At 42.0% G+C, this 15326-nt stretch carries 16 protein-coding genes; all 16 read left to right on the top strand.

From position 1 onward, the window contains the following. Positions 1-29: 29 nt before the first annotated feature. The 16 genes from clpX to tmk all read left to right on the top strand — a co-directional run bounded on the left by clpX (position 30) and on the right by tmk (position 15325). On the top strand, positions 30-1301 hold the full coding sequence (clpX, locus tag AC13DA_RS11435) for an ATP-dependent protease ATP-binding subunit ClpX (protein WP_284450796.1): 1272 nt from the start codon (positions 30-32) through the stop codon (positions 1299-1301). 138 nt (positions 1302-1439) lie between these two features. Then, positions 1440-3860, top strand: a complete 2421-nt coding sequence (lon, locus tag AC13DA_RS11430; protein WP_284450797.1) for an endopeptidase La — start codon at positions 1440-1442, stop codon at positions 3858-3860. Positions 3861-3875: 15 nt separating this feature from the next. Then, positions 3876-4523, top strand: coding sequence for an SPOR domain-containing protein (locus AC13DA_RS11425; protein WP_482945950.1), 648 nt, complete (start codon positions 3876-3878; stop codon positions 4521-4523). 108 nt (positions 4524-4631) lie between these two features. Further along, complete coding sequence (locus tag AC13DA_RS11420; protein WP_007145148.1) at positions 4632-5123, top strand: CvpA family protein; 492 nt, start codon at positions 4632-4634, stop codon at positions 5121-5123. A 19-nt stretch (positions 5124-5142) separates the two neighbouring features. Then, positions 5143-6648, top strand: coding sequence for an amidophosphoribosyltransferase (purF, locus tag AC13DA_RS11415; RefSeq protein WP_284450799.1), 1506 nt, complete (start codon positions 5143-5145; stop codon positions 6646-6648). Between the two features lie 27 nt (positions 6649-6675). After that, a complete protein-coding gene (locus tag AC13DA_RS11410) occupies positions 6676-7239 on the top strand; it encodes a YceD family protein (protein ID WP_273180321.1) in 564 nt (187 codons plus the stop codon). Positions 7240-7274: 35 nt separating this feature from the next. Further along, a complete protein-coding gene (gene rpmF / locus AC13DA_RS11405) occupies positions 7275-7454 on the top strand; it encodes a 50S ribosomal protein L32 (protein ID WP_007145145.1) in 180 nt (59 codons plus the stop codon). A 13-nt stretch (positions 7455-7467) separates the two neighbouring features. After that, complete coding sequence (plsX, locus tag AC13DA_RS11400; protein ID WP_284450800.1) at positions 7468-8487, top strand: phosphate acyltransferase PlsX; 1020 nt, start codon at positions 7468-7470, stop codon at positions 8485-8487. After that, positions 8484-9443: a beta-ketoacyl-ACP synthase III gene (locus AC13DA_RS11395; protein WP_284450801.1), complete on the top strand. Its 960-nt coding sequence runs from the start codon at positions 8484-8486 to the stop codon at positions 9441-9443. Before plsX ends, AC13DA_RS11395 begins: the two co-directional genes overlap by 4 nt. 18 nt (positions 9444-9461) lie before the next feature. Then, positions 9462-10397 carry an ACP S-malonyltransferase gene (gene fabD, locus AC13DA_RS11390; RefSeq protein WP_284450802.1) on the top strand — a complete coding sequence of 312 codons (936 nt, stop codon included), beginning with the start codon at positions 9462-9464 and terminating at the stop codon, positions 10395-10397. Between the two features lies 1 nt (position 10398). Then, on the top strand, positions 10399-11142 hold the full coding sequence (gene fabG, locus AC13DA_RS11385) for a 3-oxoacyl-ACP reductase FabG (RefSeq protein ID WP_284450803.1): 744 nt from the start codon (positions 10399-10401) through the stop codon (positions 11140-11142). A gap of 141 nt (positions 11143-11283) precedes the next feature. Continuing rightward, entirely contained in the window at positions 11284-11520 is a 237-nt protein-coding gene (gene acpP, locus AC13DA_RS11380; protein ID WP_007145140.1) for an acyl carrier protein, read from the top strand. A 93-nt stretch (positions 11521-11613) separates the two neighbouring features. After that, positions 11614-12855: a beta-ketoacyl-ACP synthase II gene (fabF, locus tag AC13DA_RS11375; protein ID WP_273180328.1), complete on the top strand. Its 1242-nt coding sequence runs from the start codon at positions 11614-11616 to the stop codon at positions 12853-12855. Between the two features lie 13 nt (positions 12856-12868). Continuing rightward, positions 12869-13699: an aminodeoxychorismate lyase gene (gene pabC, locus AC13DA_RS11370; RefSeq protein WP_284450804.1), complete on the top strand. Its 831-nt coding sequence runs from the start codon at positions 12869-12871 to the stop codon at positions 13697-13699. Further along, on the top strand, positions 13689-14699 hold the full coding sequence (gene mltG / locus AC13DA_RS11365; RefSeq protein WP_284450805.1) for an endolytic transglycosylase MltG: 1011 nt from the start codon (positions 13689-13691) through the stop codon (positions 14697-14699). Before pabC ends, mltG begins: the two co-directional genes overlap by 11 nt. Beyond that, positions 14696-15325 (top strand): dTMP kinase, encoded by a 630-nt coding sequence (tmk, locus tag AC13DA_RS11360; RefSeq protein WP_273180334.1) that lies wholly within the window; start codon positions 14696-14698, stop codon positions 15323-15325. The genes mltG and tmk overlap by 4 nt, the downstream gene beginning before the upstream one ends. Position 15326 lies beyond the last annotated feature (1 nt).

The following is a 15326-nucleotide window of genomic DNA, read 5'->3' as shown; positions in this document are numbered from 1 at the left end:
TTATAGATGACGCGTAAGGTAGTAAAAATATGAGCGACGACAAAAATAACGATGATAAATTACTTTATTGCTCTTTTTGTGGAAAAAGTCAGCATGAAGTAAAAAAATTAATCGCTGGTCCATCTGTATTTGTTTGTGACGAATGCGTCGATCTATGCAACGACATTATTCGTGAAGAAATGCAGGAAATGGCGACTGAAGAAGCCGAAAGTAAATTACCTACACCTCGCGAAATTAATGATGCACTAGATAATTACGTGATCGGACAGGAACGCGCTAAGCGTTACCTTTCTGTTGCGGTTTATAACCATTACAAACGTCTTCGTACGGCTAATAAAGATAACGACGTAGAACTGTCTAAAAGCAATATTCTTTTAATCGGGCCTACCGGTAGCGGTAAAACGTTGTTAGCTGAGACATTAGCCAGACAGTTAAATGTGCCTTTTACTATGGCTGATGCAACCACGCTTACAGAGGCCGGTTATGTAGGGGAAGATGTTGAAAATATCATCCAGAAGCTACTGCAAAAATGTGATTATGACGTTGATAAAGCAGAGACAGGCATCGTCTATATTGATGAGATAGATAAAATTTCTCGCAAATCAGACAACCCATCAATTACTCGCGATGTGAGTGGTGAAGGTGTTCAACAGGCATTGCTGAAATTGATTGAGGGAACGATTGCCTCTGTACCACCACAAGGCGGTCGCAAACATCCTCAACAAGAGTTCTTACAGGTAGATACAAGTAAAATTTTATTTATCTGCGGTGGTGCTTTTGCTGGTTTGGATAAAGTTATCAGAAATCGAACCCAAAAAGGGGGTATTGGCTTCTCTGCTGAAGTAAAAAGTGTGGATGACAATAAGCCATTGAGTGAGTCATTACGGACGGTCGAGCCTGAAGATCTTATTCAATATGGTCTTATTCCAGAGTTTGTTGGTCGCCTACCGGTAGTTGCTACATTGGATGAGCTAGACGAAAAAGCATTGGTTCAGATTCTAACTGAACCTAAAAATGCACTAACTAAGCAGTATCAACAATTATTCAATATGGAAAATGCTGAACTTGAGTTCAGAGATGATGCATTAAGAGCTATCGCCAGAAAAGCTATGGAGAGAAAAACAGGCGCTCGTGGTTTACGATCTATCATTGAAAATGTGTTGTTGGATACTATGTTTGAGTTACCGTCAGCAGATAACGTATCCAAAGTAGTGATTGATGAAAGTGTGATTACTGGTGAGAATTCACCTATTTTGATTTACGAAGATCAAAGCACTGATATGGCCTCTGGCGATAAATAATCAGTTAACTATACCGTTGTATCTGCACATTAAATCAAGCATACGATTTCTGTATGCTTGATTTTTTATTGTCTGACCCCATATTGAATTCATGTCCTAAATTGGGTGTCTACAGACACATGTAAGAGGTTTGCCTTAATGGAAAATGAACTAACTACCACTTCAAACGATAACAACATAAAGGTTGTTCCTGTTTTACCTTTACGTGACGTTGTCGTGTATCCCTATATGGTGATACCACTTTTTGTTGGTAGAGATAAATCTATCAAAGCCCTTGAGTCGGCAACGGATGAAAGTAAACAAATCCTGTTGGTTGCACAAAAAGATTCATCAGAAGATACGCCTGACTCTGATGGTTTATATGAAACAGGAACACTGGCAAATATCTTACAACTACTGAAACTGCCTGACGGTACGGTTAAAGTATTGGTCGAAGGTGTACAGCGTGCAAATGTGGTTTATTTCCATAATCATGATACGCATACAGAAGCCGAAGTGGCACCATTTATTGATGATATCGAAGATGACCGTGAAGCCGATGTTCTCATGCGAACGTTATTGGGTCAATTTGAACAATACGTCAAATTAAATAAAAAGATTCCACCTGAGGTGATTTCATCGCTTTCGAGTATCGAGGACGTGTCGCGTATGTCTGATACCGTTGCTGCTCATATGACACTGAAGCTTGAAGATAAGCAAATGTTACTTGAGATGAGTGATGTAAAAGCGCGCGTTGAGAAGTTAATGGCTTTCCTTGAAGGCGAGATTGATATTCAGCAGATTGAAAAACGTATTCGCAACCGTGTTAAAAAACAAATGGAAAAAAGCCAGCGCGAATACTATTTAAACGAACAGCTCAAAGCCGTTCAGAAAGAGTTAGGCGAAATAGACGAATCTGCAAACGAGACGGATGAGCTTGCTGCGAATATCGAAAAAGCCGGCATGCCGGCCGAAGCACGTGCAAAAGCGGAATCAGAATTGAAAAAGCTTCGCATGATGTCGCCAATGTCTGCAGAAGCGACTGTAGTTAGAAACTATATTGAATCGTTACTGGAAGTGCCTTGGAAAAAACGCTCAAGAGTGACTTTGGATTTGCACAAGGCTGAAGAGGTCTTGGATGAAGACCATTACGGTCTTGAAAAAGTCAAAGAGCGTATCGTTGAATACCTTGCAGTCCAGAAACGTGTAAAAAAATCAAAAGGTCCCATTCTTTGCTTGGTCGGTCCTCCTGGTGTGGGTAAAACATCGATTGCACAATCTATCGCGCGGGCGACTAATCGTAAGTTCACCCGAATGGCCTTAGGTGGTGTAAGAGATGAGGCTGAGATTCGTGGTCATCGCCGTACATATATAGGTTCTATGCCTGGTAAAGTCATACAGAACATTTGTAAAACAGAAGTAAAAAATCCTTTATTTCTGCTTGATGAAATAGACAAAATGGCTCAAGACTTTCGCGGTGACCCTGCATCAGCATTACTTGAAGTGCTTGATCCTGAGCAAAATTCAACGTTCGCCGATCATTATTTAGAAGTTGAATATGATTTATCCGACGTTATGTTTGTCTGTACTGCAAATACATTGAATATCCCCGATGCATTACGTGATCGTATGGAGATTATTCGTCTTGCGGGCTACACAGAAGATGAAAAACTCAATATCGCCATGAAGTATCTTTTACCTAAAGCGATTAAAGACAATGGTCTTAAAGCTGAGGAAATTGATATTCAGGAAGATGCCGTTATGGAAATTATTCGACGTTATACCCGGGAGGCTGGCGTACGTAATTTACAACGTGAAATTTCAAAAATCTGCCGTAAATTAGTGAAACAAATTATTACTGAGCAGCCAAACGAAAAAGTTATCGTGACGGCCGATAATATCGAAACATACTTAGGTGTATATCACTATCAATATGGTGTGGCTGAAGAAAGTGATCGTGTCGGTCAGGTAACCGGATTAGCCTGGACTGAAGTCGGTGGTGAGCTATTAACGATTGAATCAGCTATTATGCCAGGCAAAGGTAAGTCTGCTTATACCGGTAAATTAGGTGATGTTATGCAGGAATCTATCCAGGCGGCTACAACGGTTGTTCGGTCTCGTTCAACAGAGTGGGGCATTAGTGAAGATTTTCTTCAAACACATGATCTTCATATCCACGTACCTGAAGGTGCTACACCGAAAGATGGTCCAAGTGCTGGTATTGGTATGTGTACCGCATTAGTCTCGGCTATCACTGGCATTCCTGTCAAAGCGAATGTAGCTATGACGGGTGAAATTACGCTGCGTGGTGAAGTATTAGCCATTGGTGGACTAAAAGAAAAACTGTTAGCTGCTCATCGAGGTGGAATAGATACAGTATTAATTCCTCACGATAACGTTAAGGATTTGAAGGAAATTCCTGAAAATGTTAAACAAGGTTTAACTATCATTCCTGTTAAATGGATCTATGAAGTGCTCGATGTTGCCTTACAGCATATGCCTTCAGCCAATAACGAAACGGGAGTTATTGCCTCTGATAAAAATAAGTATCATGAGGTAAACTCACCCAATCATCATTAATCACTGGAGCAAGCAATGACACTGGTACAAAAGCAACGCTTGATAGGGGCTGCCTTATTACTCTTTGTTATCGGTGTTATTGCTTGGTTATTATTAGCTTCTGTTGCAAAGAATGATATCGACGATATCGTGGATAAGCCAATTCCTTTTGATTCCATCATTGAGCCTTTAGATGATGAACCGGAACGTGTTGAACCGCCCGTGACATCTCAGGAGGTTGCACCGACTACGCAGTCAGATGACACATCAGTAAATAAAGACAATGAAAAGCTGACTGAAAAGGAACATACTGCTCCAGCTCCAGCTCCAGCTCCAGCTCCAGCTCCAGCTCCAGCTCCAGCTCCAGCTCCAGCTCCAGCTCCAGCTCCAGCTCCAGCTCCAGCTCCAGCTCCAGCTCCAGAAAAGGCTGCAGAACAAAAAAATGAGATTTTATGGGTTTTACAATTAGCCAGCTTTGGCGTACGTGATAATGCAGATGCATTATCAAAAGAACTGGAGTCCATGGGATACAATCCATTAATTGAAATTGTGAAAACGGATAAAAACCCGATTTACCGTGTTCGTCTACAGCCTGTGGCAGATCGCGATAAATTAGAAAAAACAGCAAAAATGCTCAGCGAGAAACTCAAGTTATCTACGCAAATTTTGCAATATCAACCTTAATCTTTGTGTCTAAAACAGACAATGAAATATAACTGTAAAAATACTGGGTTGTTGTTGGTTAATCTGTTAAAATTCACGGTTTAGATCGCAGCTCGTTGCGGGGTAACTATGGTTTGGGTTGACTATCTGATAATAGGTCTGATTTTTTTGTCGGCCGCTATCAGTATCGTCCGGGGCTTTATGAAAGAAGTGCTTTCATTAGCTAGTTGGATTTTAGCTTTCTGGGTAGCCATACTTTTTTACTCGAATCTGTCTACCTTATTAGCTGACTATATATCGACACCATCCATACGATTATTTCTGGCTTTTTTTGTCTTATTTGCAGTGACATTGATTCTTGGCGCTATGGTCAATCACCTAATATCTCAAGTTGTTGAAAAAACCGGGCTTACCGGTACTGACCGTGCTTTGGGTATTATCTTTGGTTTGATACGAGGTGTTGCCATTGTCACTATCTTGGTTCTAGCTGCTGGTGCGACACCAATGCCAGCAGACAGTTGGTGGCAAAACTCTATCTTGCTAGAGCATTTCATCAAACTAGCGGTTTGGGTGCGTGATCTGTTACCAGCAGATATCGCTCAACATATCAACTACAATTAACTTCCTGACAGGGCAAACTATGTGCGGAATTATTGGTATTGTGGGTCATTCTGAGGTTAACCAGGCCTTATATGATGGATTGACCGTACTGCAACATCGAGGACAGGATGCTGCTGGAATTATGACTTGCGACGATGATGGCAAGTTTTTCCTACGTAAGGATAATGGACTCGTTAAAGATGTTTTCCACACCCGTCATATGATTCGTCTTAAAGGCAAGATGGGGATTGGTCATATTCGCTATCCTACTGCAGGTTGTTCAACCTCAGCTGAGTCACAACCATTTTATGTTAACTCACCCTTTGGTATTGCTCTGGCACATAATGGCAATCTAACCAATACAAAAGTATTGAAAGACGAATTGTTCCAGACGGACCGTCGTCATCTCAACACTGATTCTGATTCTGAAGTGCTACTCAATGTGCTGGCTCATGAATTACAAAATAGTTCTAAGCTGACACCACTGCCTGAAGACATTTTCAAAGCCGTTGCTCAAGTGCATCGTCGTTGTAAAGGCGCTTATGCCGCTGTTGCGATGATTTCTGGTGTTGGTGTCATGGCATTTCGTGATCCATACGGTATTCGCCCAGCTGTCATTGGCAAACGTGAAACAGCGCAGGGGACTGAATATGTTGTGGCTTCTGAGAGTGTCGCTGTTGATATCCTGGACTATGAATTAGTCCGTGATATTGAGCCAGGTGAATGTGTTTTTATTGATACAAAAGGCAACTTTTATTCTCAACAGTGTGCTGATAATCCCATCAAATCACCATGTATTTTTGAATATGTTTATTTTGCCAGACCTGATTCTATGATGGATGGCATCTCTGTTCACAAAAGTCGGATGCGTATGGGGACAAAACTGGCCCATAAAATTAAACGTGAGTTTCCGGATCATGATATTGATGTGGTTATCCCGATTCCAGATACAAGCCGTAGCGCTGCATTGCAGTTATCATACGATCTAGGCGTGGTGTATAGAGAAGGTTTTATCAAAAATCGCTATATAGGCAGAACGTTTATTATGCCTGGTCAAACTATGCGTAAAAAATCTGTCCGTCAAAAATTAAATGCGATTGATTTGGAGTTTAGAGGGAAAAATGTACTGTTAGTTGATGACTCTATTGTTCGTGGCACAACATCACAGCAAATTGTTCAGATGGCAAGAGATGCGGGCGCTAATAAAGTCTATCTGGCTTCAGCAGCCCCACCGGTTCGTTTCCCGAATGTCTATGGTATCGATATGCCATCTGCAAATGAGTTTGTGGCCCATGACAGAAGTATCGAAGAAATTTCCAAGGAACTTGGCGTAGATTGGCTTGTTTATCAGGATCTGCCAGATCTGGTCTCAGCTATTAATAAAAAGAGCGATGTTGAACGCTTTGATACCTCTTGTTTTGATGGGGAGTACATCACGGGAGATATTGATGCCAATTATCTATATTACATCGATGCGATGCGAAATGACCTCAGTAAACAGACATCTGATAAAAGTAATGCTGTAATTGAGCTACATAACAACTAAGATTATGAAGCCATATACGTATCCACTTTGCTGTTTTTCGATATTTCTTATATAATCCCGTCGATTATGCACCAGCAATTGCCAAAAGAAATAGATCCGTTTCGTTTTGCTCATAATGGGCGAGAGCTTGAAGGGGAAATTGAACTGACATCTTTGTCACGTTTGAAACCCTCTCTCTTCAATGATGCGGGTACGGTTAAGGTCAAGATGCGATTTGATATTGATCAAATCGGGACTCCCTATATGCAGGGTCAGTTTGTCACCGAGTTGTCGATGACATGTGAGCGTTGTATGGGAGAGCTGCTTTACCCAATAACAATAGAAACATTGTTGGGTTTGGTAAAACATGAACGCTTAGTCAGTAAATTATCTGAGCAATACGAGCCTTGGATAATTGATGAATCGGAGTTTGTGAACCCTGCTGATGTTGTGGAAGATGAGTTAATTTTGGCACTTCCCCTAGTGCCTAAACATGATTTTGATTGTTTGCCGAAAGAGGTATGGCAATCTGGGGACGAAGAGGTAGGGGAGAAACCTGAAAAACAGGCATCTCCGTTCGCAGTATTATCTGCATTGAAATCAAAAAAATAATTTTGAATTTTTAAAAGGCTTAGGAGTTTTTAGTCATGGCTGTTCAACAAAACAAAAAAAGTGCATCACGTCGTGGAATGCGTCGTTCACATGATGCCTTAACCGAAACAACATTATCTGTTGATTCAACTTCAGGTGAATTACACCGTCGTCATCATGTGTCAGCTGATGGCTATTACCGTGGTCGTAAAGTTGTTGCGGATAAAAGCGAATAAGGCATAAAAACAATTGAGCCTGACGATATCAATTGATGCAATGGGCGGGGATCACGGACCTCAAGTCGTGATCCCCGCTGCCATATCAGCATTAAAAAAACATCCGGATGTCACATTAATTCTTGTCGGTGATGAACAAATAATTCATTCTCACCTGCAAAAAAATAATGTAGATAACGAACCCCGCTTAATTGTTCATCATGCTTCACAGCAAGTGGAGATGGATGAGTCACCATCGCAAGCATTACGCGGGAAGAAAGATTCTTCTATGCGTGTGGCGATTAACTTGGTTAAAGAGGGGCGCGCAGCCGCTTGCGTAAGTGCGGGTAATACTGGTGCATTGATGGCAACAGCCAGATTTGTACTAAAAACACTACCGGGTATCGAAAGACCCGCTATCGTTTCAGCTTTACCAACAATGAAAGGACATACCTATGTGCTGGATTTGGGGGCAAATGTTGATTCGAGTGCTGCACATTTAGTCCAGTTTGCTTTAATGGGCTCTGTTCTCGCTGAACTTGTGGATGGTAAAGACAAACCTAAAGTCGGTTTGCTCAATATCGGTTCTGAAGAGATAAAAGGTAACGAACGCGTCAAAGAAGCATCACGCTTGTTAGAGCAGACTGATCTTAATTACATCGGTTATGTTGAAGGTGATGGTTTATACCATGGTGAAGCCGATGTGCTTGTTTGTGACGGTTTTGTCGGTAACGTTGCTCTAAAAACCAGTGAAGGTGTCGTTCATATGATTCGTCATTATTTACGGCAATCATTTTCCCGTAATTGGCTCACTAAATTAGCTGGTTTAATTGCTTCACCTGTATTAAAACATTTCCGTAATGAGTTAGATCCCCGTGCCTATAACGGTGCAAACCTGATTGGTTTGCAAGGTATTGTGATTAAAAGTCACGGTGGTGCCGATGAGTTTGCTTTCGCTAACGCTATAAATATAGCGATTATCGAAGCCGCCAAGGATGTGCCGAAAAATATAACTAAACACCTGGAAGTGTTGCTGGAAGGACAAGTATTGTGATGTATTCTCGTATCGCGGGTACTGGTAGTTATTTGCCAGAAAAAGTACTCAGCAATCATGATCTTGAGTCTATGGTTGAAACCAGTGACCAATGGATTACTGAACGGACGGGAATAAAAGAACGTCATATTGCTGCCGAGAATGAAACAACAACAGATCTTGCATACCAAGCCTCTGTTAAAGCCATTGAAGCTGCCGGTATTACGAATAATGATATTGATCTCATTATCGTTGCAACTACCACACCTACCCAAATATTTCCAAGTACAGCCTCATTATTGCAAGCGAAACTTGATATTGCTGGTTGTCCGGCATTTGATGTACAAGCTGTTTGTACTGGATTTGTATATGCACTGACCATTGCTGATAAATTCATTAAAGCAGGTGGTGTGAAAAATGTTCTAGTGGTCGGTGCAGAAACCATCTCGCGTATTATTGACTGGTCAGATAGAAATACTTGTGTATTATTTGGGGATGGTGCTGGAGCAGTCGTTCTTCAGGCATCACAACAACCTGGCATTATTTCTACGCATATTCACTCCGATGGCAGTTTCAGCAGTTTATTACAGGTGCCAGCAGGCCCAGGTTCGGATGCTACTGATGATTCTGCTTATATCGATATGCAAGGTAATGAAGTCTTTAAGGTTGCAGTAAAAACCCTTAGCAGCATTGTTGATGAAACATTGGAAGCCAATCAGCTGGATAAAACTGCTGTTGACTGGCTTATTCCTCATCAGGCTAACATTCGTATTATTGCTGCTACAGCAAGAAAGTTACAGATGTCGATGGATAGAGTGGTTGTCACGGTTGATAAACATGGCAATACCTCAGCGGCATCTATTCCCTTAGCCCTCGACGTTGCTGTTCGTGACGGTCGTATAAAACGTGGTGAAACTTTATTGTTTGAAGCCTTTGGTGGCGGATTTACATGGGGTTCAGCGCTTATTCAATACTGATATATTCAGGGGTAATGAATGAAATCAGCTTTTGTCTTTCCCGGTCAGGGATCTCAATCTGTAGGTATGCTCGCTGAGATCGCAGCAGAATACAGCATCGTAAAACAAACATTCCAAGAAGCTTCAGATGCCTTAGCTTATGACGTCTGGAACTTGGTATCTAATGGTCCTGAAGAACTCTTAAATCAAACTGATCGTACTCAGCCAATAATGTTGACTGCTGGTATTGCTATGTGGCGTGTCTGGCAATCAGTTTCAGATATAAAACCGGTGTATTTTGCTGGTCATAGTCTCGGTGAATATACAGCGCTTGTCGCCGCCGATGCAATCGATTTTACTGATGCAGTCAAGCTGGTTGAATTACGTGGCCAATATATGCAACAAGCTGTGCCTGCTGGCGAAGGGGCGATGGCCGCTATACTGGGGTTGGATGATGATGTGGTACGCGAGGTGTGTAATGAAGCATCAGCCGCAGGCGTTGTCGAGGCAGTAAATTTTAATTCGCCTGGACAGGTCGTTATCGCAGGTTCTGCCGAAGCGGTTAAAAAAGCAACTGAAATAGCATCTGATAAAGGCGCTAAACGTGCTCTGATATTGCCAGTAAGCGTGCCATCACATTGTGCACTTATGCAGCCAGCCGCAGAGCAGTTAGCTAATAAACTCAATGAAATAGACATCCGCATGCCCACAACACCCGTTATTCATAATGCGAGTGTGACATCTGCTGTCGATGTAGATGCTATTAAATCATTGCTGGCGCAACAATTATATAGCCCGGTTCGCTGGGTCGAAACTATTCAGTGGCTTGCCGCGCAAAATGTAGATCACATTGTGGAATGTGGACCAGGTAAAGTTTTAGCTGGTTTGACTAAACGTATTGATAAGTCTCTTACCGCATTACCTTTATTTGATATAGCGACGCTTGAAAAAACTCAGCAAGCATTAGGAGAATAGAATGAGCTTAGATGGAAAAATTGCTCTGGTGACTGGAGCGACACGTGGTATTGGTAAAGCTATTGCACTTAGTTTAGGTGAGCAAGGCGCTACAGTGATTGGTACAGCAACCTCTGAAAGCGGTGCTGCAACAATCACTGATTTTCTTAAAGAGGCGAACATTAATGGGCGTGGTATCGTTCTTAATGTTACTGATGCCGATGCCATTGATAATGTGGTCTCTACCATAGAAAATGAATTTGGCGCACCAGAAATTCTGGTGAATAATGCGGGTATTACGCGTGATAATTTATTAATGCGTATGAAAGATGAAGAGTGGGATGACATTATCAACACCAATCTGACACCAATATTTAAGCTGAGTAAACGTTGCCTTAGAGCGATGACTAAAGCTCGTTGGGGACGAATCATTACCATTACCTCAGTCGTTGGTGCAATGGGTAATGCTGGACAAACTAACTACGCTGCAGCAAAAGCTGGGGTCATTGGTTTTAGTAAGTCTTTGGCTCGTGAAGTGGGTACTCGAGGTATCACTGTCAATACAGTCGCACCAGGCTTTATTGATACGGATATGACCAGTTCTTTACCAGAAGCACATAAAACGGCACTGCTTGAACAAGTGCCTGTAAAACGTTTGGGTGCACCAGAAGAGATTGCTGCTGCTGTGAGCTATCTGGCGAGTATGAATGCCGGTTATGTTACGGGAGAAACATTACATGTCAACGGTGGCATGTATATGAGTTAATGATCACTAAGTGATTATTAATTAAGAATTTTATTTTTGAGTCAAGCAAGGTGATCGCCATTTAGCTTGTCTCAATGGTGCAGGCACTATAAAATGCCTGCACATTGTTTGATGTATTAACCACCAAAGGAAATATTAGTTATGAGTGATATCGAAGCTCGCGTAAAAGAAATTGTTGTTGAACAATTAGGTGTCAACGCTGATGAAGTAACTGCGGATGCTTCATTTATCGACGACCTGGGCGCAGACTCTCTGGATACAGTAGAGTTGGTTATGGCTTTGGAAGAAGCTTTCGAATGTGAAATCCCAGACGAAGAAGCTGAGAAAATCACTACAGTTAAAGAAGCTGTTTCTTATATTAACGCACACCAGTCTTAATATAATCAAAAGCGCTTATGATAGCCGTCTAGTGTGTGAAAGCATGCTAGGCGGCTATGTCATGTATACCTGTAGGTTTGAGGGGAAAACCTGATGTCTAAAAGACGCGTTGTCGTTACTGGCCTTGGTGCTGTTACTCCAGTTGGACTAACGGTAAAAGAAAGCTGGGAAAATATTGTTGCAGGTAAAAGTGGTGTTGCACCGCTGACCTTGTTTGATGTCTCAGAGTTTAGTGTTCGCTTCGGTGCAAGTGTCAAAAACTTTGATGTCACAACCGTAATTCCTAAAAAAGATGCTAAAAAAATGGATACCTTTATCCATTATGGTATTGCCGCAGCTAAAGAAGCGATTGAAGATTCTGGTTTAGTGGTGACTGATGAGAATGCTGAACGAATTGGTGTAGCCATTGGTTCAGGTATCGGCGGTTTACCCGGCATTGAGTCTGGTTACGACAGTTATTTAAGTGGTGGACCTCGTAAGATTTCCCCATTTTTCGTACCGAGTAACATTATCAATATGATTTCAGGTAATTTATCGATCATGTACGGTATGAAAGGTCCTAATACAGCCATCGTGACAGCGTGTTCAACAGGAACACACTGCATTTCAGCGGCTGGTCGTATGATTCAATACGGTGATGCCGACGTGATGATTGCCGGTGGTGCTGAAATGGCCACATCTAAAACAGGGTTAGGTGGATTTGCTGCTGCACGCGCTTTATCTACGCGCAATGATGACCCGGCTGCTGCTAGTCGTCCATGGGATAAAGACCGTGACGGTTTTGTTCTTGGTGATGGTGCCGGTGTGATTGTGCTGGAAGAATATGAACATGCCGTAAAACGTGGCGCCACAATTTATGCAGAGTTAGTTGGATCTGGCATGAGTAGCGATGCTTATCACATGACATCGCCATCTGAAGGCGGTGAAGGTGCGGCTCGTTGTATGGTAAACGCGATGAAAGACGCAGGCATTAATGCGGATGAAGTCGACTATATTAATGCGCACGGTACATCAACACCAGCAGGCGATGCTGCTGAAACCCAAGCCATCAAAAAAGCGATGGGTGATGCTGCTAATAATGTTGCGATCAGCTCGACCAAATCAATGATTGGCCATTTGCTTGGTGCAGCAGGCGGTGTAGAAGCTGTGTTCAGCCTCTTATCTATCCGAGATCAGATTGCACCACCTACTATCAATCTCGATAATCAGGATGAAACATGTGATCTAGATTATGTACCCAATACGGCAAGACAAATGAAAATTGACGTGGCAATGTCAAATTCATTTGGATTTGGCGGCACTAACGGTACTGTTATATTTAAAAAGTTAAGTTAAGCTGAGTAAGCCGGTGATTCTGATAAATGGTCAACCGGAAACAATGCTATCAGTAGCAGACCGTGGCCTTCAGTATGGCGACGGTCTGTTCGAAACGATACCATTTCGACATGGTAGGCTAGAATACCTCAAAGAACATACAGAGCGTTTGTTGCGAGGTTGTAAACGTCTGCAGATAGACTTTAATGATATAGCAGCATTAGAACGAGAGTTGCTTATTGTTTGCAATCAAATATCCGGTGAAGGTGTTATTAAAATTATCCTCACTCGAGGCTCTGGCGGACGAGGGTATAAACCACCTAAAGACTCAACACCTCAACGCATCATCTCTTTTCACCCTTTGCCAGATTATCCGCTCAATCATCAATCAGGTATTACTGTCCAACTGTGTTCGACGCGTTTGGCAAAAAATCCATTATTAGCAGGAATCAAACATTTAAACCGTTTGGAGCAGGTGATTGCCAGAAATGAATGGGATTCAGCAGATATTGCTGAAGGATTAATGCTGAACTATGACGATGAACTCATTGAAGGAACAATGAGCAATGTATTCCTGGTCAGTAATGGCTGTTTATTAACTCCAAATCTGAATAGCTGTGGTATCGAAGGAGTCATGCGTGAGCGCATATTGGCACTAGCCTGTACTTTAGATATACCTCATGAGATAGTCACATTAACATTGGATGATCTCTATCAAGCGGATGAAGTGTTTGTCACGAATAGCCTGATCAGGGTATGGCCAGTGACAGCTCTGCATGGCACAAATAAACAATGGTCCCATGGGGATATAACAAAAAGAATTCAAAAGGCATTGGATACTGCTGAAAGCTTATATGAAAAATAATTTGTTACTCAAAACGCTACTTCCAGCGCTTATTGCCGCTGGCATATGTACCTATATTGTTGTCCAATATAATCGCTTCATGACAACACCGTTGAATATTTCGGAACCCGTTCAGTTTATTGTTACACCAGGCAGCAACCTGAAACGAATCAGTGAGGAGTTGTATGAGCGTAATATCACCTCAGTTTCTCCCATTTATCTGCAGTTATACGGACGGGCTAACGAGTCAGCAAGCAGAATCAAGGCGGGCGAATATCAACTTTTACCTGACGATACCTTACCGGATGTACTTAACAGATTAGTGTCAGGCAAGGTTATTATGAATTCAATGACCATTGTAGAGGGTATGACAGCACAATCTCTGGTGGATATGGTCTCAGCTAACGCTAAAATAAAACATACCTTAGAAAATCCGGATGTGGCCGCTGTAATGACAGCATTAGGGCAAGCTGATCAAGACGGTGAAGGCTGGTTTTTGCCTGAAACGTATCATTTTCCAACAGATACAACAGATATTGAATTTTTAGCACGCGCTAACAAACAAATGCATGAGGTATTGGATAATGCATGGGAATATCGTGCAAAAGACTTACCCTATACATCACCATACGAAGCCTTAATCATGGCATCTATTATTGAAAAAGAAACGGCTGTAGCAGATGAGCGACCTGAAATTGCCGGAGTGTTTGTCCGTCGTTTACAAAAAGGGATGCGTTTGCAAACTGACCCAACGGTGATTTACGGTATCAGAAAAAATTTCGACGGTAATCTACGTAAAAAAGATCTGACAACGGATACACTTTATAACACATATACACGCAGTGGTTTACCGCCCACGCCTATTTGTTTACCGAGTAGGGAATCTATTAATGCCGCCCTCCATCCCGCAAGTGGAGATAGTTTGTATTTCGTGGCGACAGGGACAGATGGCAGACATATTTTTTCATCTAATCTGGCCGATCACAATAAAGCCGTAAGAAAGTATCAATTAAAAAAATGACAGGTAAATTTATTAGCGTTGAAGGTATCGAAGGTGCAGGGAAATCTACACAAATCCAGTTCATCAAAAGCTACCTTGAGAATTTCAATAAATCAGTTATCGTTACACGTGAGCCTGGTGGGACACCCTTAGGCGAAGAAATTCGTGAATTATTGTTGCGACCAAGAAAAGACGGCATGAGTGACGATACAGAATTATTACTCATGTTTGCTGCACGTGCTGAACATATCAAGCAGGTAATTTTACCTGCTCTGGCGGCTGGAAAGTGGGTTGTTTGTGACCGTTTTGTTGATGCGACTTTTGCTTATCAGGGAGGCGGGCGAGGTATTCATGAACAACGTATATCGTCTTTGTCTGATTGGACCTTGGATGGGCTAAAAACAGATTTAACCTTATTATTTGATTTACCTGTTCAGATTGGTCAGCAGCGGGTTAACCAACGTCTTTTAGAAAAAGACCGTTTTGAACAAGAAAAGACAGACTTTTTTGAGAAAATTCGTCAATGCTACCTGGATAGAGCGGTGAATGAACCAGAGCGAATTCAAATTATTGATGCCAGCCAGTCTATTGATAATATTCAGCAGCAAGTGTCTATATCATTAAACAAGCTACTTCAATCAGTATGAC

This window comes from Methylophaga sp. F-2 (genome assembly GCF_056859315.1).
This window is presented reverse-complemented; position numbering and strand designations above follow the sequence as displayed.